The following is a 20,621-nucleotide window of genomic DNA, read 5'->3' as shown; positions in this document are numbered from 1 at the left end:
GACCCAGCCGGTGAACATGCACACACATCCTGCCGCTTCTGCGCAGACGATCCTCTCCGTTCAGGGCCTGGGCAAGCATTTCGAGATGCACCATCTGAAACGCACCCTGCACGCTTTCGACAATGTCGATTTCGAGCTACGCGAAGGGGAGTTCATCCTGCTGACGGGAGAAAACGGCGCCGGCAAATCGACGCTGCTGCGCACGCTCTACCGCTCCTATGTGCCGCGATCAGGCCACGCCTATTATCACACGCGCGAAGGCGTCATCGACCTGACGGTCGCAGCCGATGTCGATATCGCCCTTCTGCGACGCCGGGAAATCGGCTTCGTGACGCAGTTCCTGCAGGCCCGTCCGCGCGTAGCGGCGGATGAGCTGGTCGCCGAGCCCCTGCGCCTTGCCGGCCGGCCCTATGAAGAGGCGATCGAAGAGGCTCGCCGCTGGCTTTCGGCCTTCGGCGTCAAGCCGGGGCTGTGGGCCGCCTATCCCTCCACCTTCTCCGGTGGCGAGCAGCAGAAGGTCAATCTGGCGCGTGCGCTCATCCTGCCACAGCGGCTTCTCTTCCTCGATGAGCCAACCGCCTCGCTCGACAAGAATGCGCGCCGTGCACTCGTTGCGCGTCTCGCAGAGTTGAAAGCTGCGGGCGTCGCGATGATCGGCGTCTTTCACCACCCCGACGATGTCGCGGATCTCATCGACCGCGAAATCAGCCTTCAAACCCGACAGATCCAGGATGGAGCAGAGAATGTGGCTGAGTGATTTCGAGATCGTGCTGCGCGATAGAATAATACCGCGTGGCGCAATCAGGATCGAAGACGGTATGATTGCCGAGGTGCGTGACGAGCCGGTGGCGACAGCCGATATTTCCGGCCACGGGAGGCTTCTGCTGCCCGGCTTCATCGATATGCATGGAGACATGATCGAGCGCGAGATCGAGCCGCGGCCGAATGTGCGCTTTCCGCTGGAGCTCGGTATCTTCGAGCTCGACAAGAAACTCGCCGGCAACGGCATCACGACGGCTTATGCGGCTTTGTCCTTCCACGCAAACAGCAGTTACGGCCACATCCGCTCGGAAGAACATTCGCGCTCGATCATTCAGACGCTGGTCGAGCTCCGGAAGAGCGATCTTCTGATCGACCATAAGGTTCACGCACGCTTCGAAATCACCTTCACCCATGCCCGCACCGTCATCGAAGACCTGCTGCGGGCCGGCGCTCTCGATCTCGTCTCTCTGATGGACCACACGCCTGGCCAGGGCCAGTACCGCGATGTCGAACGTCATATCGAGAGCATAGCGCGCAACAACAAGATCACCCTCGAACAGGCCGCCCAGCGTGTTCAGCAGCGCATGGAAAACCGCGCCCAGAACAACGACGCAGTCGATAATCTCCAGGGCATCGCGGCGACAGCGCGCGACCACGGTGTCATCATCGCCTCCCATGACGACGACAGCGTCGAGAAGGTCGCAATCGTCGAGGGACTGGGCGCGCGCATCAGCGAGTTTCCGGTGACGATGGCGGCGGCGCAGGAGGCCCGCAAGTTTGGGCTGGCGACCGCAATGGGTGCACCGAATGCGCTTCGCGGTCTTTCCTATTCGGGCAATCTTTCTGCCCGCGAAGCCTATGAAAGCGGCGTTCTCGATATCCTGGCCAGCGACTATCACCCCTCGGCCATGCTGCCGGCAATCATCGCGCTTGCAGAAGCCGGATCCGGCGGATTACCGGCCTCTGTCGCATTGGTCAGTGCCAATCCGGCGCGGGCGCTTGGCCTTGCGGATCGCGGCGCAATCGAGACCGGGCTGCGGGCCGACCTCGTCATTGCCGAACGCGGTCGTCTTCCGCGGGTGCGCGCCACCTTCTCCAACGGCAGGCAGGTCTATTCGGACGGGATTGTTTCGCGATTCCAACAGGCTGCATAAAAAGCCTGCGGCGAAAATACTCTGCCGCCTTCTCTCGACAAAATACATCCGGAATTTCCGGATGTATTACTTCACAAAAATGGCATAACTAACGGCAATTATTGGATAATTACTTTATAAAAATGTCACACTGCAATGATATGTTTCGTTTCATAGACTGATAGTTAAGTACAATTCAACCTCGTCTCTGATGGCGTTGACAAGCAGGGGGCTTCCGGTGCTTGAACTTCACTCCCTCAAGAAGAATTTCGGTCAAACACACGCGGTCGACGACGTAAACCTGTCCATCGACGCGGGCCAGATGGTTGGCATCATCGGCCGCAGCGGCGCCGGCAAATCGACATTGCTCCGGCTGATCAATCGCCTGATCGATCCGACATCCGGCACGATCATGTTCGAGGGCAAGGACATTACCAAGCTGCGCGGCCGCGAGCTGCGCCTGTGGCGCGCCTCCTGCGCCATGGTGTTTCAGCAGTTCAATCTGGTCGAGCGTATGGATGTGTTGACCAATGTGCTGATCGGCCGTGTTGCCCAACACGGCTTTCTCTCGTCCATGCTGCGTCGCTTCACGGACGAAGAAAAGGAAATGGCGATCCGCGCGCTCGATCGGCTCGATCTCGTACCGCAGGCATTGCAGCGGGCCGGCACATTGTCCGGCGGACAACAGCAGCGTGTCGCGATCGCCAAGGCGCTGGTCCAGAACCCGAAGATAATGCTTGCCGACGAGCCGATCGCCTCGCTCGACCCCGCCAATGCGACGCGCGTCATGGAGGCGTTGCGCAAGATCAACCGCGAGGACGGCATTACCGTTCTCGTCAATCTTCATACGCTCGACACTGCCCGCAACTATTGCGAACGCATCATCGCCATGCGGGCCGGGCGGGTACGCTTTGACGGCGCGCCGGCAGATCTCACCCAGGAACGGGTTCGCGAAATCTATGGCACTGACGATTTCGATGTAGAGATCGACGAGGCCGTGACATCCACCGCATTCAACGCAGGCCGAACCCCAAAAGAGAAGGTCTACCAGGCGGTATGAGTTTCGCCCGCGGCCCCGCAAGGCCGCGGGCTTTTTTTGCAACAGGAGAGTTGGAATGAAAAACGTCCTCATGCTTGCGGCCGTAACGGCTGCGCTTGCCCTTTCCAACCAGGCCCACGCCGACGGTTGGAAAGACCAGTACAAGACGATCCGCCTGGGCGTTCTCTCGGGCGAGAACGAAAAGGACCGCATTGCACGCCGCGTTGGCTTCCAGCAATATCTGGAAAAGGAACTCGGCGTGAAGGTCGAGATCTTCACCGCCGGCAACTATGACGGCGTCATCCAGGCGCTCGCCTCCGACCAGATCGAATTCGCCTTCCTCGGCTCCTCGGCCTATGCTGCCGCTTATACCGAAACCAATGGCGGCGTTGAGCCGCTGCTCGCCGGCCAGGAACAGGATGGCTCGACTGGCTACTATTCGGTCATCACCGTTCGCTGCGATTCCGGCTACAAGTCGGTCGACGACCTCAAGGGCAAGGTACTCGCTTTCGCCGATCCGGATTCCACCTCCGGCTATGCGGTGCCCTACTATAACCTCGTCAAGCAGGGCTACGATCCGAAGACCTTCTTCTCGGCCGCTCCCTTCTCCGGCGCCCACGAAACCGGTGTCATGGCCGTCGCCAACAAGCAGTTCGATGCCGCCGCGACCTATATCAACAACGACGTCAGCGGCATTCCGCAGCGCATGGAATCCAAGGGCATGATACCGAAGGGCGAGATCTGCCGTATCTGGCAGTCGCCTGAGATCACCAACGGACCTTTCGCCACCCGCACCAACCTGCCGGCCGATATGATTGCGGACGTCAAGGCGGCGGTAAAGGCAACGCCGGAAAAGGCGCCTGATGCCTTCAAGGAGATGAGCGGGGGCGACAATTCCACCTCCAAGGGCTATGTCGACGTCGATCCCCAGCGCTACCAGTGGATCGTCGACATGCGCGACTGGCTGAAGAAGCAGCGCCGTAACGGCTGATATCCCTCCACGTCAGGCACGGGGCGCCGTATATCCGGCGCTCCCACGACCGGGATCCGACATGACGACAGCGACACCCTCCATTACCATCCGCCAGTTCGAGGCCGAATACCGCCTTATCCGCAGCCGCGCCAAAATCGTGCAGCTCATTTCGGTCACGCTCTTTGCTGCCGCCGTCCTGCTGACCGCCTGGACGGGCGGTTTCTTCGACATGACCGAGGTCAACCTGCCCTCGGGTGAACGCATCACGACCTGGAAATTATGGGCCTCGCTACCCCGGCTCGGCGAATATCTCTATAAGACGCTGCCACACTTGCGTATCGAAACGCTCGGTTCGGACCTTTCCGAATGGTTCTGGCGCTGGCCGGTCTGGCTCGAACTACTCGGCGAAACGATCCTGATCGCTTATGTCGCCACGTTCCTCGGCGTCCTCGGCGCCTTCATCCTCAGCTTCCCGGCCGCTCGCAACCTCAGCCCCAACAGCTTTCTGCTGATCGCCTCCCGCCGCTATCTGGAGGTCATCCGCACTGTCCCTGATATCGTCTGGGCGCTGATCTACGTCTTCTGCTTCGGCGTCGGACCGCTTGCCGGTGTGCTGGCGATTGCCACCCATGCGACGGGTTCGCTCGGCAAGCTCTATTCCGAGGTCAACGAGAATATCGACATGCGGCCGCTGGAAGGCGTCAGGGCTTCGGGGGGCACCTGGTTCCAGCAGATGCGTTATGGGGTCGTGCCGCAGGTCATCCCGAACATCATCAGCTACACGCTGCTGCGCTTCGAGATCAACGTACGATCATCCTCGATCATCGGCTATGTCGGCGCCGGCGGCCTTGGCCAGGAGATCCGCACCGCCATGTCGCTTCAGGAATATACCGATCTCTCGGCGCTGTTTGTGATCATCCTCGTCACGGTCGTGATCATCGATTTCCTGAGCGAGAAGCTGCGCCACCGCATCATCGGCATCGAAGGCCGGAGTACCTGAGACATGACGAACACCTCTTCCCTTTCCGAGCTGCATCAGCGCGTTCCGGGCGCCTTCACCGTGGCGCCGCGCGTGCGGCTGATGCGCTATGCCGGTGCTGCAGCGCTTATCCTGCCGCTCATTGCCGGCCTCTATCTCTTCGACTTTTCGCCAACCCGTATCCTGAATGGTCTCACGCGGCTCGGCATGATCTTCTCCTTCATGTTCCCGCCCTATATCTGGACGACCTGGCAGGAATGGAGCGACGTACTCATCGGCCTTGGCCAGACGATTTCGATGGCCTTCCTCGGAACGCTGCTTGGCGCAATCATCGCCTTTCCGCTCGCGTTTCTTGGCGCGAAGAACATCATGCCGCTCGGCTGGGTGCGGCTGTCAACCCGCCGCGGTTTCGATGCACTGCGTGCCGTCGAACAGATCGTGCTTGCACTGATCTTCATCCGCGCCTTCGGCCTCGGCCCGCTTCCGGGCGTTTTCGCTATCGCCGTCTCGGAAATCGGCACCTTCGCCAAGCTCTTTTCGGAAGCGATCGAAAACACTTCGCGCAAACCCGTCGATGGTGTTCTAGCGTCAGGCGGCGGGCCTCTGCAGACCATCCGGCTTGCCATCATGCCGCAGGCTATGCCGGTGATCCTGTCGATCATGCTCTATAATTTCGAATCCAACACCCGCTCCGGCACCATCCTCGGCATTGTCGGCGCCGGTGGTATCGGCTTTCTGCTGGCGGACCGCATTGCCGCCTATCACTGGCCGGAAGCCTGGACGATCATCTTCCTGATCGTCGCTGTCGTTTATGCTATCGATCTTTCCTCCGCCTGGCTGCGCGGCAGGATCATTGGCAAGAACGACAGCGCGCGCTAAGCGGAGGAAAGGCGCGGCGAGGGAAACGGAATGGCAAGAATAATGGTGGTCGGCAATGCCAATGTCGACCGGATCTGGTGGCTCGACCGGCCGCTAGTACCGGGTGGAAGGCTTTCCTGCCAGTCGATCGAAAAACGCTATGGCGGCGGCGGTTTCAACACCGGCCTGGTCCTGCTCGACCTCGGCCATGAGGTTGTGCTGGTCACCCGCCTTTACGACGACGATGAAGGACGCGCCTATCTGAACGATCTCGGCAAGCGCGGCTTCAATACCGATTTTGTCAGCCTCGTGCCCGGCGCTACGGCAGCAGTCGATATTCTTGTCGACTCCAACGGGGAACGCACCATCATCGCGCCGGCCAGTCGCCGCCGGCCAGCGATCGAGACCCTCCCATCGATCGAAGCGTCGCTCGTCTATCTCAATATACGGCAGATGAGTTCGGCCGCCTTGCGGCAACTGGAGGATTTCGACCGGGTGGTTTCACAGTATCCGCTCTCGACCGAACGCCGGCCGGCGAATGTCCTTATCGCTTCACGCTCGGACGTGAAAGGAACGGCGCAGACCGCCTGGCAGACCGCTGCCGAAATTGCCGCGCCGCGTCTTGAAACGCTCGTACTGACGAGCGGCATGCAACCCATCGAGATCGTCAGCCAGGAGCATTCCGTTGTCGTCGAGGTGCCGCCGGCCGCCCCGGTGCGCGATACGACGGGCGCGGGAGACTATTTTGCCGGCGGTTACATCGATGCCATCGTCAGAGGTCTCGATGCCGGCGCGGCAGCGCTCGCCGCCTGTAAGATCGCCGCGTTACGGCTTGCCACTTCCGGATATGACGGCCCTGAAGGCCAGTCCCCACGCGGCTCTTGAAACACGGTCTCGCAAATCTCACTTGATATCCTCCATTGTTCAACTGTCGAACTGACAGCCCTTCGCTTTCAGCAATCGCTGCCGGTCCTCAACATCGACGCGTCGGGCGTCGGAGGAAATTTCATGGGATTCATTGATCGCGACATTCAGCCGTCATCCGATGCCGGGCTGCTGGATGCCTATTCCGAAACGGTGTCGAACGCCGTTGATACAGTCGGCCCGGCTGTCAGCCGTATTGAACGCGTCGGCGGGCGGGCAGGACACGGTTCCGGTTTTGCCATTTCGCCTGACGGCCTCGTCGTCACCAACAATCATGTCGTCGGCGATGCAAAGGCCGTGACCATCAAGACACCCGACGGCGCGGTTGTCGAAGGCCGCGTCCTTGGCCGCGACGAGGATACCGACCTTGCCCTCATCAGGGCCAATGACTGGTCCGGAGCCTGGGCACAGCTTGCCGACTCGAAGAAGCTGAAGCGCGGGCACATCGCTGTCGCGATCGGCAATCCGCTCGGTTTCGAATGGACAGTCACGGCGGGCGTGGTGTCTGCGCTCGGGCGCTCGATGCGCGCTGCCAGCGGACGCCTGATGGAAGATATCATCCAGACTGATGCGGCCCTCAACCCCGGCAACTCGGGCGGCCCGCTCGTCTCGTCGTCGGGTGAGGTGATCGGTGTCAACACCGCCGTCATCCAAGGGGCGCAGAGCATCGCCTTCGCCGTCGCATCCAACACCGCCAAGCATGTGGTCTCTGACATTCTGCGCTTCGGTGAGGTCCGCCGCGGATATATCGGTATTGCGGCCGATACAGTCGAGCTGCATCGGCGCATCGCGCTCGAGGCCGGCGTTCCACAACGCACGACCGTTCGCCTGCGTCGTGTTGAAGACGGCGGCCCCGCCGCACGGGCCGGTCTTCGCGAGGGCGATTATCTGCTCGCAATCGGCGGACAGCCGGTATCAGGGATAGATGATGTCGTCCGGCTTCTGGACGGGGCCACCATCGATGCCGACGTCGATGTGCTGATCTTCTCTGTCGCTGGCCGGATAGAACAACGCTCTGTTCGACCTGCGAAACGAGCGCAGTAAATAAGCTCCACCATCAATGCGCTGGGAAAATCAGCCGTTGAAAAAGACAAGGCACCCGTTTCTCGGCGGGTGCCTAGTGTGTCTGCTTCTCGCGATATCAGATCGCGATGACTATAGGAATCCAGGCGTTGCCGAGGCTGCCGCAAGCAGGCCCAGCAGAGGCGATGGTTCGCTAGAGAACACGTCGTAGATGCAGGGAGCTGCAAAAACGGTTACTGCCAAAATGCAGATGATGACCCTTTTCATCAAAACCTCCGCGGACGCAGCCGAGCTGCGCCCCATTTGCACTGAACGCCTTAGATGAGATTCAGCTCGACATTGATGTTGCCACGCGTCGCCTTCGAATAGGGGCATGTCTGATGCGCTTCCTCGACCAGAGCGCGGGCCACTTCCGGCTCCAGGCCGGGCAAGCTGATGTTCAGGCGGGCCTGAAGGAAGTAGCCCTCGCCGGTCATGCCGAGATCGACTTCGGCATCGACGGCGGTATCGGCAGGAAGCCGGAACTTGCGCTTGCCGGCAGCAAGGCCCATTGCGCCGATGAAACAGGCCGACCAGCCGGCTGCGAAAAGCTGCTCGGGATTGGTGCCGGCATGGGTACTGCCGGGAGGGGACAGCTTCACATCAAGCTGTGCATCGCTGCTGCGGGCGGAGCCGTCCCGGCCGCCGGTGGTGTGGGTCTTGCCGGTGTAGAGAACCTTTTCAATCGTCGTCATGAGTGCACTCCTTGGTTCATGCCGCTCTCTGCGGCATCTGGTGACGGAGTGGTTTCTGGAGGTCTGACGTATCCCGCATGTTTCTGAAATCGGCCGAACTGTATCAAAGCGTAGCACCGGTCTATCTGGACATTTTCGCATACAAATGCCGCGAAAAAATCAGTTGGCTCGGATGGTGATTTCGGCCGCGAGCCCGCCGCCCTCGCGGTTATGGAGCCGCACCGAGCCGCCGATCGAGGCGGCCAGCTGCTGGGCGATGGCAAGGCCGAGGCCTGTACCGCCGGTCTCGCGATTGCGCGACTGCTCCAGCCGGAAGAAGGGCTGCATGGCAGCTTCGAGCATGGCATCGGGAATGCCCGGACCGCGATCCATCACCGTAATGGCAATATCCCCCTCGCCTTTCCGCTCAACGCTGATTTCCGCAGCACCGGCAAATTTCAGCGCATTATCGACGAAATTCGTGAGAATGCGGCGAAGCGCATGCGGCTTGGTCGACGCAATGCCCTGGACGATACCGACGACGCTCACAGCCTTGCCGGTGTCCTGATAGTCATAGGCGATACTGTCGATGAAGGATGAGAGGTCGATGCGCGAAAACTTCTCGCCATTGCCGTGAGCGCTGCGGGCATAGGCGATGCCGTCCTGCACGAGCCGTTCGATCTCGCCGAGATCCCTCACCAGCTTGTCTCTCTCCGGCGAATCGTCAGTCATGTCGGCGCGCAGCCGCATGCGCGTGATCGGCGTCTGCAGGTCGTGGGATATCGCCGCGAGAATCTGTACTCGCTCTTCGAGATAGTGGGCGATCCTCTCGCGCATGGCGTTGAAGGCACGCGCCGCATGCGCAACCTCGCTAGGCCCAGTCTCGGCGAGCGGCGGACCTTTCCTGTTGGGATCAAGCGCATCCGCCGCCGCCGCAAGTGCGCCAAGCGGGCGGATCGCCTGACGTACGGCAAACCATGTGCAGAGCACCAGCAAGGCCATCTGGATGGCAAGCACATAGGGCAACCATGCCGCAATCGGCATGGGAGGCCGCGGCGTGATGTCGATCGTCAGCGGGCTTCCGTCGGTCAGCGTCAGATGTGCCTGCAATCGGCTGATATCGCCTGGAATGGTTTCCATGCGGATCGGATAGGTGCCGCCGATCGCCTCTTCGATCCTGCCGCCGATTTCCCTGCCCTTGCTGGAATTGTCGGGCACGCCTGGCAGACCCGGCCCAAGTTCGAAACGATAATTGCCGCGGCTGAGACGATCGAGCAGGTCGCTGCGTTGATCCGCCGGCAGGCGGTCGAGAACGGCGATCGAGGTCGCGACATCGCTTTCGAGCGTGCCGAGCATGACGGCCTTGGCCGACATGGAACGCTCGACGAAGAGGACTGTGAAGGATAGGCCATAGGCAATCGCCAGGCCCGCCAGCAGAATGAAGAAAAGCCGAGCCCGCAGCGTGCTCGGCCAGAACCCGGAGCGAAGAGCAGCCCCCACGCTCATGACCTGGCCTCTTCAATCTCCACCGGAACGGAAAAGACGTAACCCTCGCTGCGCACCGTCTTGATATAGGTCGGCTCGCGGGCATCATCCCCCAGTCGCTGGCGAACGCGGCTGACGAGCAGGTCGATGGAGCGGTCGAAAAGTTCCGAATCGCGACCCTGTGTGAGGTTCAGGAGTTGGTCGCGGTTGAGCACCCGCTGCGGATGGTCGATGAAGACGCGCAGCAGCCTATATTCGGCGCCGCTCAGTGCGATCTCCGTTCCTTGCCTGTCGAGAAGATGCCGGCCGACCGTATCCAGGCGCCAGTCGCCGAAGCGAAGCCACTGTCCCGCCTCCGAAATCTGCAGGTTCGGCGGCAGCGCGCGGGTGCGCCGCAAGACGGCCTTGATGCGTGCCAGCAATTCGCGCGCAGCAAAGGGTTTCGGCAAATAGTCATCGGCGCCCATCTCCAGCCCGATGATGCGGTCCATCTCGTCGCTGCGGGCTGTCAGCATCAGGATCGGCGTTGCCTTGTGCTTACCGGCACGCAGCTCACGACAGAGCACGAGCCCGTCGTCACCCGGCATCATGACATCGAGCACGATAAGATCGACCGTGTTACCTTCGAGAAAGCTGCGCATCTGGCGGCCATCGGCGGCGACTGACGTCCGAAGCCCGTTCTTCTTCAGATAGCTCGAAACCAGTTCGCGGATTTCACGATCGTCATCGACGATCAGGATATGGTCGACGTGCTCCATGTCGGGACTTTCGGATCCTCTATCTGTTGGCGCAGTAGAATTGTTATCTCAGACGCAGACTCACTGCTTACTGTTTTGACTCTGAATTGGCTGCCGCGAAACAGGGAATTCCGTTCGCGGCAGCCAAGGCAGGCTTTAGAAGCGATCGACATCCAGGATGGCCTGCGCAAAGGCCTGCGGTGCTTCTTGCGGCAGGTTGTGGCCGATGCCGCCGGCGATGTTGCGATGCTCGTACCTGCCGGTGAACTTCTTGGCATAGGCCGAAGGCTCCGGATGCGGTGCGCCATTGGCGTCGCCTTCCATGGTGATGGTCGGTACGGTGATAACAGGAAAGGCAGCGAGCTTCTTTTCCAATGCATCATACTTCTTTTCGCCATTGGCAAGACCAAGGCGCCAGCGGTAGTTGTGGATGGTGATCGCGACATGGTCGGGGTTTTCGAAGGCTTTGGCAGAGCGGTCGAAAGTTGCGTCATCAAATTTCCACTGCGGCGAAGCAAGCTTCCAGATCAGCTTTGCGAAATCATGCCGGTTGGCTTCATACCCCTCGCGGCCGCGTTCAGTGGCGAAGTAGAACTGATACCACCAGGCCAGCTCGGCCTGCGGCGGAAGCGGCTTCTTGTTCGCCTCCTGACTGCCGATCAGATAGCCGCTGACCGAGACCAAGCCCTTGCAGCGCTCCGGCCAGACAGCGGCCAGGATGTCCGCGGTGCGGCCGCCCCAATCATAACCGCCGATCACGGCACGCTTGATGTCAAGCGCATCCATGAAGGCGATGATATCGGTGGCGATGGCAGCCTGCTGACCGTTGCGCGGTGTCTTTGCGGAGAGGAATTCGGTTGAGCCATAGCCGCGCAGATAGGGGATCAGTACCCGGTAGCCGGCATCGGCAAGCGCAGGCGCCACATCGACGAAGCTGTAGATGTCGTAGGGCCAGCCATGAAGAAGGAGCACAACCGGGCCATTTGCGGGACCGGCTTCTGCATAGCCGACATTAAGAACGCCAGCCTTGATCTGCTTCAGCGGTGCAAAGGACGTATGCGAGCCTGCCGTGATGGCGGGCGCGGTAGCCTGTGACTGGGCACCGGCGGCGCTGGTCAGGCCGAATTCGACCGCCGCCATGGTCATGGCAGCAACACCGAAAAAACGACGACGCTGAAGATTGATTTCGCTGGACATTGGCTCTCTCCGTTTCAAGTTGATGACAAGGAAAAAACAGCGCGCATGTATCCCCGATGTTTCGGGTATCCGCTTCAATTGCATGGGAATGTAGCATCCGGCCTTCCGGATACGTTCTGATACAATTGGCTGCCTTCTCAATCGAAAATCCGTTGGATGAGGAAGTCACGGAGCACTACGGCATTGTTGTGCTCGTCATCGCTGGTGGCATAAAGCAGCGTCACCGTGCCCTTCATTGCGAAATCGGTCACGGGCTTCAGCTCTTCCTCTTTGTGCTCAAGCTCTGCGGTGTAGCGCCGGTGGAACTCCTCCCAGCGATCAGGCTGATGATTGAACCAGTGGCGCAGCTCGTTGCTTGGCGCGACATCCTTTAGCCACGCAGCCAGTGCAGCACGCTCCTTACTGAGACCGCGCGGCCAGATGCGATCGACCAGCAGTCGGGCGCCATCCGCATCCACCCTGGCCGCATAGACCCGCTTGAGCTTTATCGTCTCAGCTCTGACTGTCATTTGATCCTCCTCATTCACCGATCATCCCTCTTCTTGCGGGATCCCGGCTGGGTGAAGCGCTTATCCATGGAAGATAGCGCAGCCCTCATCGGAGCGCTTCCTACACTTCGGTACATATTGCCGAGAAACCGGACACATCCGAGATACATCGCCTCGACCAGATTGGCGCCATCGCTGGTCGGGCCGCATCGCCCTCCAGAGCCTGACAACCCGGTATCAAAGGAAACGATGATGACGCTTCTTATCATTGCCTATCTGGGAGGGGCGCTGACCATATTCAGCCCGTGCATCCTCCCGATTCTTCCCTTCGTCTTTGCCCGCGCCGGACAACCATTCCTGCGCAGCACGCTGCCCATGCTGATCGGCATGGCCGCCACGTTTGCACTTGTGGCGACCCTTGCCGCCGTTGGCGGCAGCTGGGCGATCAACGCCAATGAATATGGCCGTCTTGCCGCGCTGGCCCTGCTTGCCGTCTTCGGCGTCAGCCTGATTTCACCGCGTATTGCAAGCTTCGTCACCCAGCCGGTCGTCAATTTCGGCAATCGCCTGCTGAACACTTCCGGCAAGACCGGTTCTGCGCCGACAACGGTGAGCGCCTTTATCCTCGGCATTGCGACTGGTCTGCTCTGGGCGCCCTGCGCCGGGCCGATCCTCGGTCTCGTGCTGACGGGGGCGGCACTTCAGGGCGCCAATCTGCAGACGACCTTCCTGCTGCTGGCCTATGCGGCGGGTGCGGCTACCTCGCTCGCAATCGCCCTCTCCGTCGGCGGCAAGATCTTTGCCGGCATGAAGAAGTCACTTGGCGTCAGCGAGCGAATTCGTCAGGGCCTTGGTGCTGCCGTGCTTGCAGGTGTCGTCGTTATCGCACTCGGTCTCGACACCGGCCTGCTGTCGCAGCTCTCCTATGCCAGCACCGCATCCTTGGAACAGGCCGTTCTCGACACCGCGAATGTGAAGCCAACCGATGGAGCATCGTCCGAGGTAGCAAGCAACGACAAGATGATCGGCCTTGCCGATGYGAAGAGACCTTTCCATAGCGATCTGCCTGTCGAAGGCCGTGCGCCATCATTTGACGGCGCCGTCGAATGGCTTAACTCGCCACCGCTGACCATGGAACAGCTTCGTGGCAAGGTCGTACTCGTCGATTTCTGGACCTACTCCTGCATCAACTGCATCCGTACTATCCCCTATGTCCGCGCCTGGGCTGAAAAATACAAAGACCAGGGCCTGGTTGTGATCGGCGTGCATGCCCCGGAATTTGCCTTCGAAAAGAAGATCGACAATGTCAAAAAGGCCATCGGCGATTTCAACATCGGCTATCCGGTCGCAATCGACAACGACTACAAGATCTGGCGTGCCTTCGATAACAGCTACTGGCCGGCCCATTACCTGATCGACGCCAAGGGCCAGATCCGCGAACATCATTTCGGCGAAGGCAACTACCGACAGACCGAGCAGGCGATCCAGGACCTGCTGCGCGAAGCTGGCAGCGAGATGCCGACAAGCACACCCGTCGTGCCGGATGCGAAAGGTGCCGAGATGAGCCCCGACCTGAAGGACATCGGCTCCGGCGAGACCTATATCGGCTACAAGCAGGCCACCGGCTTTGCCTCCAACGAGAGCATGCGCGCCGATGCTACCAGGGACTATTCGGTCAAGCAGCCGGGTCTCAACCAGTGGGGTCTTTCGGGCAAATGGACTGTCGGCGCCGAAGAGGCGACCCTCGATCAGGCAGGCGGCGGAATCTCCTACCGCTTCAGCGCCCGCGACCTACATCTCGTTCTTGGCCCAAGTGCTGACGGCAAACCGATCCGCTTCCGGGTGACGATCGACGGCAAGGCGCCAGGCGCCGACCATGGAAGCGATATCGATGCCGATGGAAACGGAACGGTGACATCGACCAAACTCTATCAGCTCGTGCGCCAGTCCGGTGACGTGGAAGCACGCAACTTCGAGATCCATTTCCTCGATCCAGACGTCCAGGCCTACGCCTTCACATTCGGTTGACATTCGTTCTCACATTCTACTTGAACAACAGGAGCAATGACCATGAAACACAAGTATTTTTCTACCATCGCCCTTGCCTTTGCCACCAGTGCCATCGCTTTTGCTGCCCAGGCGGCCGAGGTGAAAAACATCGTCATCGTCCATGGTGCACTCGCCGATGGTTCCGGCTGGCGCAAGGCAAGCGATATCCTCGAAGGCCGCGGCTTCAACGTCACCATCGTCCAGGAACCGATCACCTCGCTTGCCGATGATGTCGCCGCAACCAACCGGGTGCTTGACCTACAGGATGGCCCGACCCTGCTCGTCGGCCACAGCTACGGTGGCATGGTGATCACCGAAGCCGGCAACAGCCCCAATGTCGCGGGCCTGGTCTATGTCGCGGCCTTCCAGCCGGACCAGGGTGAAAGCCTCATCAGCTTGGCGAGTTCCAAGCCGGCCGGCGGCATGAATATTCGTGAGACGAAGGACGGAAAATACCTCTATCTCGACCCTGCCGCCTTCGCCAACGACTTTGCCGCCGACCTGCCGAAGGACGAGGCCGCGTTCCTCGCAAAGTCGCAAGTCTTCGCCTCCAAGGAGGCCTTCTCGGCCAATGTCAGCGATCCCGCCTGGAAGACAAAGAAGAGCTGGACGATCGTCGCCACCGAAGACCGTTCGATCAATCCCGACCTCGAACGCGACATGGCGAAGCGGGCAGGAAGCGATGTCACCGAGATCAAGGCAAGCCACGCCGTCTTCGCGTCTCAGCCGGAAAAGGTCGCCGATGTGATCGCGAAGGCTGCTGAGGCAGCCGGCAAGTAGTCAGGTCAAAAGCAGTACCGGAGCCGGTGGATCACTCCACCGGCTCGTTTTCCGTGAATGTGTCCTTCATCGCCCTGATGATGATGACGGCCGATGCGGCCCCGGGGTCGATATGTCCGAGGGATCGCTCCCCAAGACGAGCGGCGCGGCCGCGGGTGGCGACCATGGAGCGCGTGGAGCGTGCACCAATATCGGCAGCCTCGAGAATCTCGCGCCACATGTCCGAAACATTCGCCTGCCGGTCGCGGGCAGCGGCAGCGGCTTCGGTTGCCGGGATCCAGGCATCCAGCATCGTCTTGTCGCCGCGTTGGCCCTTGCCTCGGTCCCTGATACCTGATGTCATCGCCTCGACGATTGCCGCCTGCCCGGCGGCTGACAGCGTTTCGTCCTGCTTCAGCACCTGGGCTGCCTTGCGAAAGGCCGTGGCATAGAGCGGCCCTGTCGATGCGCCGACGGCATCGAGAAAAGCGGACGCTGCGATCGAAAACACCTCCGACGGCAGCGTTTCATCGAGGTCGTGTTTTGCCAGTTCGCCATTCACCGCCTGGAAGCCAAGCGCCATGGTGATGCCATGGTCGGCATCGCCGATCGCCCCGTCCAGATCGGAGAGATGGTCTTTCTCAGCCGAAATCGCCACCGATATCCGGTGAAACATCCTGCTGAGGCTGCGGGCCGCGTTTGCCGGCATGATTATCCTCCCAATTCATGCAGCCCAGCCCCCTGGGATGCTGTCTTCCATTTTTTCAATTAACGACCCTGAGGAATGCCGTATCGCAGGGATGGTGGAGCATATCCGTCAGTTCCCGGTCGAGATGCAGGATCGATATGGATGCTCCGACCATGTCGAGCGATGTGCAATAATGCCCCACCCAATTGGCCTCGATCTTGATGCCCTTTGCGCTCAGCCGCTGTTCCACGCGCCTGAAAAGAATATAGAGCTCCATCAAAGGCGTGCCGCCGAAGGAATTGACCAGCACGGCGACACGATCTCCCGATACAGCCTTCATCTCCGAAAAAATCCTGTCCATGACGACGTCGACGACGGCATCGGCGCTCATCATCCTCTCGCGCATTACGCCAGGCTCGCCATGGATGCCCATGCCGATCTCGATGTCATCAGGGCCGATCTCGAAGTTATGGCGACGCGTCTGAGGCAGCGAACTGGGTTCAAGCGCAACACCCATGGTGAAGGTCCGTGCATTGGCCTTGCGGGTCACGGCTTCGCAGGCATCGAGCGAAAGACCGCGGTCGCAGGCAGCACCGGCGACCTTGAAGATGAAGAAATTGCCGGCAACGCCGCGGCGACCGTCCCGATCCTCCAACGGCGAGGAGGAGATGTCGTCGGTCGTCACGACGGTACGGACCTCGATTTTGTCCTCTGCAGCCATTTCGGCGGCCATCTCGAAATTCATGACATCGCCGGCGTAATTGCCATAGACGAAGAGTACTCCCGCTCCGCCCGATGCCGCCTTGGCGCATTGCAGGATCGGCCCCGGCGGCGGCGAGGAGAAGATATTGCCGACCGCGACCGCATCGGCGAGCCCCTTGCCGACATAGCCGAGAAAGGCCGGTTCATGCCCCGTCCCTCCGCCGACGACCAGACCGACCTTGCCGGCTCGCGGGCCTGAACGGGCAACGAGCGACCGGTTGGAACTGTCGACCGGGCGAAGGTAATGCGCATGCGCCTTGACGACGCCGTCGAGCATTTCTTCGACGACATCGTCGGGGTCGTTCAGGAACTTCTTGATGTGGGTGCGGAAGCCAGTCAGCGGCGTGGAGATCTCGTTGTCGACCTTCGGTCGCGGCGAGTGCTTCTGATCGATCTCCGTCACGCCATCGGCATTGAGGATGCCCCGGCCGGTGGCGGCATCGGTGATGAGCACACTGACATAGCCGCCGCGAAGCGCAGCAAGGATGGCCGGAACCTTGTCAAAACCGCCTGCAACGGCGATGCGCATCTTGATCTTCTTCAGCAGGTCGAGGGAGATGCCGACCGTGCGGTCGTCCAGCGGCCCCGCGACAAGGCGTCCATGACCGTCGATGAAGCGGCCAGCCACCACGCCTGTCGCATCCTTTGCGAGATACTCCTGCAGGGACACGGAATCGAAAAAGCCGCTTGTGTGGATCGTGGAATTCGGCCGCATGGAGGCGATACCGAAGATCACCTTGTTTGCCTGCGAAAGCGCTTCGAACTGCCGGTCGATCAGCGGTTCACGCAAGAACACGTCGCGCACCGCAGGGCTGGAGACGATGGCGGGTGCTGCAATATTGATGAGCTTGGCATCGACGGCATCGGCAAAGGCCGCGGCGCAAAGCTCTGGCGTATAAGTGAAGGTCGCGCTCGTTCCACCCGTTGCCTGCACGACGGTCATATCCTGCAGCCCCGATATGGAGGCCTGCTCGCCGACCGCCATGATCGTACGCCCCCAGACGACCGCAAGCGTGTCGCCGGATTTCAGGATCTTCTGCAGCGCCTGGGCGCCCGCAGAGCCGAGCCGTTCAATCAATGGACGGGCATTGTCGTCGCTCGGCACGACCAGACAGTCGTGCAGCCCGAAGTGCCGCTTCAGCTCCTGAGCGATGGTCAGCGAGCTGAGCCGCGCCGGCTCGATGGAAATATTGACGATGCCACGGGCACGCGCATCGGCGAGATAGCTGTTCACCGTCGCCCGCGAAATACCCATCGTTTCGGCGATATCGCCCTGGGTCATGCCGTCTTCGTAGTAAAGCCAGCACGCCCATACGTAGGGATCGTCCCCGTAGCGCAACGGAATGGGCTCAGCCGCGATATCAGCCGTACCGTTCTTTCGTGCCGATGATGTCTTTGCGACCATCCTGCCTGGTTTCCCTCATCCAAATCGACGGCGAAGATGAGCGTAAAAGCTGCAGTTTTCAACATGCCCTCGCCTGATTGTTCCCGGCCGCCGCGGCGGCCGGGACGGTGATGCAAGGGAGGATCACGGGCTCTCACCAAAGCCCGATCTGTCAAGCGGGCTGGAGCCTCGTCTCCACACCATCAGCCAGCGACTTCAGGATCAATGCGCAGGAGGTTGCGCCCGCATCGAGCACGCCAAGCGAACGTTCGCCAAGGCGGCTGGCGCGACCGATCTTGGCGACGAGATCGCGCGTGCTGTCCCGTCCGGCTTCGGCTGCCGCGACAAGTGCCGTAAGCGCCTCGTCAAAGGACTTGCCATTGCCGATAGCCGTATCGAATGCGGTGATCGCCGGTACCAGCGTATCGAGCAGCGTCTTGTCGCCAACCTTGGCCGAGCCGATCGCCTTGATGCCGTCGAGGCCATTGTGCAGCATGGTGCTGAAGGTCGCGGTATCGATGGCGTCAGACTTTTCAATGGTTTCGGCGAACTGGGTGAACATGACGCCATAGAGTGGCCCCATCGACCCGCCGATCTCCGTCATCAGGACCGTGCCGAGGGTATCGAGGGCCTGCGCCAGCGACATGTCCGCCCCCTTGATGCGTTCGGCAGCCATGCCGAATCCCTTGGCCATGTTGACGCCATGGTCGCCATCACCGATCTTGCCGTCGATTTCGCTGAGGTAGGCGCGATTCTCGATGATCAGGCTCGCGACCGAGAGCACAATATCGCCAGATCCGGCATTCTGAAATTGCTGCATTCTGCCTGCCTCCCTTCAGAGCATTGCCGGGCACTGAACGTCGACATCCAGTAGCCGCTTCAGTTCTTCGTCCAGCGCCATGACCGTCAGCGTTGCGCCGACCATTTCCAGCGACGTGAAATAGTTGCCGATGTAGACCTTGCTGATCTTCAGTCCGCGTCCGGTGATCTCAGATTCGAGCGTATCATGAAGAATGTAGAGTTCGTTGAGCGGCGTGGCGCCGAGACCAGAGACGATGATTGCCACCTCCGTTCCTGCGGCAAGTTGGTGGTCATCGAGAACGATCCTGGCCATCTCCTCGGCGACTTCCTTGGCCGATTTCAGCGGTTCGACCCGCACGCCGGGCTCGCCATGATGGCCGATGCCGACTTCCATCGTACCCGGTTCGATCACGAAATTCGGATGGCCGACGGAGGGCAGTGTGCAGGGGCCGAGGCCGACGCCGATCGAACGGCAATTATCGATCGCCTTCTGCGCGGTCGCCCGCACCTCTTCGAGGCTAGCACCTTCGGCAGCCTTAGCCGCGCCGCACTTCCACATGAAGATTTCGCCGGCAACGCCGCGGCGCTTTTCACGCTCCTCGGGGCCTGCTGAACAGACGTCGTCGTTGGCGACGACGGTGGCGATTTCGATGCCTTCCTTCGCGGCAAGCTTGATCGCCATCTTCACATTCATGTTGTCACCGGCATAGTTGCCATACAGGCAGACGACACCTTTGCCGCCATTCGCCTCGCGGGCGGCATCGAGGAAGCTCTTTGCGGTCGGCGAGGAAAAGAGTTCGCCAACGGCAACAGCATCCAACATATTGCGGCCAGTATAACCGATGAAGGCCGGCTCATGGCCCGAACCGCCGCCGGTGATGACGCCGACCTTGCCGGCGACCGGCGTGTGACGGGCGGCGATGACACGGGAATTTTGTGCGGATAGCCTGACGATGTCGGCATGGGCCTTGACGAAACCCTTGACCGTATCTTCGACGACCTCATCCGGATTATTGATAAACCTCTGCATTATAACTCCTATCTACTGCGCGTCAGATAATGGTGTAGCCGCCATCGACCAGAAGGTCCGCGCCATTGATCATATCGGCGCCGTTAGACGCCAGGAATACCGCCGCCGCCGCAATTTCCTCGGGGAACGCGAAGCGTCCGGATGGGATACGCTGTTTCAGCGCCTCACCGCGCGGGCCATCCCATGCCTTCCTGCCGAGATCGGTCAGGACGACGGTCGGAGAGATCGTGTTGACGTTGATGCCGTGCTTTCCCCATTCGGCAGCCAGCGTCTTGGAAAGACCGATGACGCCAAACTTTGAGGCACAATAGGCAACATGCTGATCGATGGCGACAGTGCCGGCCTGGGACGCCATATTGATGATCTTGCCGCCCCTGCCCGCCTTGATCATGGCGCGGCCGGCAGCTTGAGAAATCAGAAACGTGCCCTTGAGATTGATGGCGATGGTCTTGTCCCACGCATCAAGGCTGAGTTCCTCTGCAGGCGCGAGCATGACAACGCCGGCGCTGTTGACGGCAATGTCGATGTGACCGAACGCGGCCACCACATCGGCAACCACTTTTTCGACGGATTGCGGGTTCGATACGTCGCAGACGAATGATTTCGCCCCGTTGCCGAGTTCGTCGGCCTTGGCCTTTGCGACCGATTCATTGATGTCGACCACGCCGACAATCGCGCCTTTGGCGGCCATGGCGGATGCGATGGCGCTGCCGATGCCGGACGCACCGCCCGTGATCAGAGCGACCTTGCCGCTCAAGGAAAAGTTCAAATCAACCTGTTTTGAATCAGTCATGGCGTTCTTCTCAACCTGTCGGGATATGGGGCGGGATCTTCCTC

The 20,621-nt window shown here is 60.6% G+C and carries 20 protein-coding genes; 10 read left to right on the top strand and 10 right to left on the bottom strand.

Going from position 1 to position 20,621, the window contains the following annotated elements; all coding sequences use genetic code 11:
• Positions 1-16 precede the first annotated feature (16 nt).
• The 8 genes from AC1DUP_RS06575 (at position 17) to AC1DUP_RS06540 (ending at position 7,712) form a co-directional block, all read left to right on the top strand.
• Positions 17-757: an ATP-binding cassette domain-containing protein gene (locus AC1DUP_RS06575; RefSeq protein ID WP_113307526.1), complete on the top strand. Its 741-nt coding sequence runs from the start codon at positions 17-19 to the stop codon at positions 755-757.
• Positions 744-1,916, top strand: a complete 1,173-nt coding sequence (locus AC1DUP_RS06570; protein WP_113307525.1) for an alpha-D-ribose 1-methylphosphonate 5-triphosphate diphosphatase — start codon at positions 744-746, stop codon at positions 1,914-1,916. Before AC1DUP_RS06575 ends, AC1DUP_RS06570 begins: the two co-directional genes overlap by 14 nt.
• A gap of 217 nt (positions 1,917-2,133) precedes the next feature.
• Positions 2,134-2,955: a phosphonate ABC transporter ATP-binding protein gene (phnC, locus tag AC1DUP_RS06565; protein ID WP_477832261.1), complete on the top strand. Its 822-nt coding sequence runs from the start codon at positions 2,134-2,136 to the stop codon at positions 2,953-2,955.
• Between the two features lie 55 nt (positions 2,956-3,010).
• Positions 3,011-3,925, top strand: coding sequence for a phosphonate ABC transporter substrate-binding protein (phnD, locus tag AC1DUP_RS06560; RefSeq protein ID WP_113307523.1), 915 nt, complete (start codon positions 3,011-3,013; stop codon positions 3,923-3,925).
• Positions 3,926-3,986: 61 nt separating this feature from the next.
• Positions 3,987-4,907 carry a phosphonate ABC transporter, permease protein PhnE gene (gene phnE / locus AC1DUP_RS06555; protein WP_113307522.1) on the top strand — a complete coding sequence of 307 codons (921 nt, stop codon included), beginning with the start codon at positions 3,987-3,989 and terminating at the stop codon, positions 4,905-4,907.
• Between the two features lie 3 nt (positions 4,908-4,910).
• Entirely contained in the window at positions 4,911-5,765 is an 855-nt protein-coding gene (gene phnE / locus AC1DUP_RS06550; protein WP_113307521.1) for a phosphonate ABC transporter, permease protein PhnE, read from the top strand.
• A gap of 30 nt (positions 5,766-5,795) precedes the next feature.
• Positions 5,796-6,629, top strand: a complete 834-nt coding sequence (locus AC1DUP_RS06545) for a PfkB family carbohydrate kinase (RefSeq protein ID WP_113307520.1) — start codon at positions 5,796-5,798, stop codon at positions 6,627-6,629.
• A gap of 123 nt (positions 6,630-6,752) precedes the next feature.
• Positions 6,753-7,712, top strand: coding sequence for a trypsin-like peptidase domain-containing protein (locus tag AC1DUP_RS06540; protein WP_113307519.1), 960 nt, complete (start codon positions 6,753-6,755; stop codon positions 7,710-7,712).
• Between the two features lie 296 nt (positions 7,713-8,008).
• Here the strand turns inward: AC1DUP_RS06540 and AC1DUP_RS06535 are convergent, their stop codons facing one another.
• The 5 genes from AC1DUP_RS06535 to AC1DUP_RS06515 all read right to left on the bottom strand — a co-directional run bounded on the left by AC1DUP_RS06535 (position 8,009) and on the right by AC1DUP_RS06515 (position 12,332).
• Entirely contained in the window at positions 8,009-8,425 is a 417-nt protein-coding gene (locus AC1DUP_RS06535) for an organic hydroperoxide resistance protein (protein ID WP_113296589.1), read from the bottom strand.
• 159 nt (positions 8,426-8,584) lie between these two features.
• Positions 8,585-9,910, bottom strand: coding sequence for a sensor histidine kinase (locus AC1DUP_RS06530; protein ID WP_113307518.1), 1,326 nt, complete (start codon positions 9,908-9,910; stop codon positions 8,585-8,587).
• A complete protein-coding gene (locus AC1DUP_RS06525; RefSeq protein WP_113296591.1) occupies positions 9,907-10,647 on the bottom strand; it encodes a response regulator in 741 nt (246 codons plus the stop codon). Before AC1DUP_RS06525 ends, AC1DUP_RS06530 begins: the two co-directional genes overlap by 4 nt.
• A gap of 135 nt (positions 10,648-10,782) precedes the next feature.
• Entirely contained in the window at positions 10,783-11,823 is a 1,041-nt protein-coding gene (locus tag AC1DUP_RS06520; protein WP_113307517.1) for an alpha/beta fold hydrolase, read from the bottom strand.
• A gap of 137 nt (positions 11,824-11,960) precedes the next feature.
• Positions 11,961-12,332 carry a DUF488 family protein, N3 subclade gene (locus AC1DUP_RS06515; RefSeq protein ID WP_113307516.1) on the bottom strand — a complete coding sequence of 124 codons (372 nt, stop codon included), beginning with the start codon at positions 12,330-12,332 and terminating at the stop codon, positions 11,961-11,963.
• A 231-nt stretch (positions 12,333-12,563) separates the two neighbouring features.
• On the opposite strand from AC1DUP_RS06515, the gene AC1DUP_RS06510 reads away from it, so the two are divergent.
• Complete coding sequence (locus AC1DUP_RS06510; protein ID WP_477832260.1) at positions 12,564-14,339, top strand: cytochrome c biogenesis protein DipZ; 1,776 nt, start codon at positions 12,564-12,566, stop codon at positions 14,337-14,339.
• 42 nt (positions 14,340-14,381) lie between these two features.
• Positions 14,382-15,140: an alpha/beta hydrolase gene (locus tag AC1DUP_RS06505; RefSeq protein WP_113307514.1), complete on the top strand. Its 759-nt coding sequence runs from the start codon at positions 14,382-14,384 to the stop codon at positions 15,138-15,140.
• 31 nt (positions 15,141-15,171) lie between these two features.
• Here the strand turns inward: AC1DUP_RS06505 and dhaL (AC1DUP_RS06500) are convergent, their stop codons facing one another.
• The 5 genes from dhaL (AC1DUP_RS06500) to AC1DUP_RS06480 form a co-directional block, all read right to left on the bottom strand.
• Complete coding sequence (gene dhaL / locus AC1DUP_RS06500) at positions 15,172-15,828, bottom strand: dihydroxyacetone kinase subunit DhaL (protein ID WP_113307513.1); 657 nt, start codon at positions 15,826-15,828, stop codon at positions 15,172-15,174.
• A gap of 55 nt (positions 15,829-15,883) precedes the next feature.
• On the bottom strand, positions 15,884-17,974 hold the full coding sequence (locus tag AC1DUP_RS06495) for a bifunctional sugar-binding transcriptional regulator/dihydroxyacetone kinase subunit DhaK (protein ID WP_113307512.1): 2,091 nt from the start codon (positions 17,972-17,974) through the stop codon (positions 15,884-15,886).
• A gap of 151 nt (positions 17,975-18,125) precedes the next feature.
• The gene (gene dhaL / locus AC1DUP_RS06490) at positions 18,126-18,773 is read right to left on the bottom strand and encodes a dihydroxyacetone kinase subunit DhaL (RefSeq protein ID WP_113307511.1); all 648 of its coding nucleotides are present in this window, start codon (positions 18,771-18,773) and stop codon (positions 18,126-18,128) included.
• A 15-nt stretch (positions 18,774-18,788) separates the two neighbouring features.
• Positions 18,789-19,784, bottom strand: a complete 996-nt coding sequence (locus tag AC1DUP_RS06485; RefSeq protein ID WP_113307510.1) for a dihydroxyacetone kinase subunit DhaK — start codon at positions 19,782-19,784, stop codon at positions 18,789-18,791.
• 22 nt (positions 19,785-19,806) lie between these two features.
• On the bottom strand, positions 19,807-20,577 hold the full coding sequence (locus tag AC1DUP_RS06480; RefSeq protein WP_113296599.1) for an SDR family oxidoreductase: 771 nt from the start codon (positions 20,575-20,577) through the stop codon (positions 19,807-19,809).
• Positions 20,578-20,621 lie beyond the last annotated feature (44 nt).

The organism is Rhizobium sp. 01L419 (assembly GCF_056400025.1).
The sequence above is the reverse complement of the archived record's forward strand: the minus strand, read 5'-3'. Positions and strand labels throughout refer to the sequence as shown.

What these genes read in the sequence shown, in the direction of transcription:
- AC1DUP_RS06515 (WP_113307516.1), bottom strand. Translation starts at nt 12,332, where the DNA reads ATGACAGTCAGAGCTGAGACGATAAAGCTCAAGCGGGTCTATGCGGCC.
- AC1DUP_RS06540 (WP_113307519.1), top strand. Translation starts at nt 6,753, where the DNA reads ATGGGATTCATTGATCGCGACATTCAGCCGTCATCCGATGCCGGGCTG.
- AC1DUP_RS06575 (WP_113307526.1), top strand. Translation starts at nt 17, where the DNA reads ATGCACACACATCCTGCCGCTTCTGCGCAGACGATCCTCTCCGTTCAG.
- dhaL (WP_113307511.1), bottom strand. Translation starts at nt 18,773, where the DNA reads ATGCAGCAATTTCAGAATGCCGGATCTGGCGATATTGTGCTCTCGGTC.
- AC1DUP_RS06545 (WP_113307520.1), top strand. Translation starts at nt 5,796, where the DNA reads ATGGCAAGAATAATGGTGGTCGGCAATGCCAATGTCGACCGGATCTGG.
- phnE (WP_113307522.1), top strand. Translation starts at nt 3,987, where the DNA reads ATGACGACAGCGACACCCTCCATTACCATCCGCCAGTTCGAGGCCGAA.
- phnD (WP_113307523.1), top strand. Translation starts at nt 3,011, where the DNA reads ATGAAAAACGTCCTCATGCTTGCGGCCGTAACGGCTGCGCTTGCCCTT.
- dhaL (WP_113307513.1), bottom strand. Translation starts at nt 15,828, where the DNA reads ATGCCGGCAAACGCGGCCCGCAGCCTCAGCAGGATGTTTCACCGGATA.
- AC1DUP_RS06530 (WP_113307518.1), bottom strand. Translation starts at nt 9,910, where the DNA reads ATGAGCGTGGGGGCTGCTCTTCGCTCCGGGTTCTGGCCGAGCACGCTG.
- AC1DUP_RS06520 (WP_113307517.1), bottom strand. Translation starts at nt 11,823, where the DNA reads ATGTCCAGCGAAATCAATCTTCAGCGTCGTCGTTTTTTCGGTGTTGCT.
- AC1DUP_RS06570 (WP_113307525.1), top strand. Translation starts at nt 744, where the DNA reads ATGTGGCTGAGTGATTTCGAGATCGTGCTGCGCGATAGAATAATACCG.
- phnE (WP_113307521.1), top strand. Translation starts at nt 4,911, where the DNA reads ATGACGAACACCTCTTCCCTTTCCGAGCTGCATCAGCGCGTTCCGGGC.
- AC1DUP_RS06505 (WP_113307514.1), top strand. Translation starts at nt 14,382, where the DNA reads ATGAAACACAAGTATTTTTCTACCATCGCCCTTGCCTTTGCCACCAGT.
- AC1DUP_RS06535 (WP_113296589.1), bottom strand. Translation starts at nt 8,425, where the DNA reads ATGACGACGATTGAAAAGGTTCTCTACACCGGCAAGACCCACACCACC.
- AC1DUP_RS06525 (WP_113296591.1), bottom strand. Translation starts at nt 10,647, where the DNA reads ATGGAGCACGTCGACCATATCCTGATCGTCGATGACGATCGTGAAATC.
- AC1DUP_RS06480 (WP_113296599.1), bottom strand. Translation starts at nt 20,577, where the DNA reads ATGACTGATTCAAAACAGGTTGATTTGAACTTTTCCTTGAGCGGCAAG.
- AC1DUP_RS06485 (WP_113307510.1), bottom strand. Translation starts at nt 19,784, where the DNA reads ATGCAGAGGTTTATCAATAATCCGGATGAGGTCGTCGAAGATACGGTC.
- AC1DUP_RS06495 (WP_113307512.1), bottom strand. Translation starts at nt 17,974, where the DNA reads ATGGTCGCAAAGACATCATCGGCACGAAAGAACGGTACGGCTGATATC.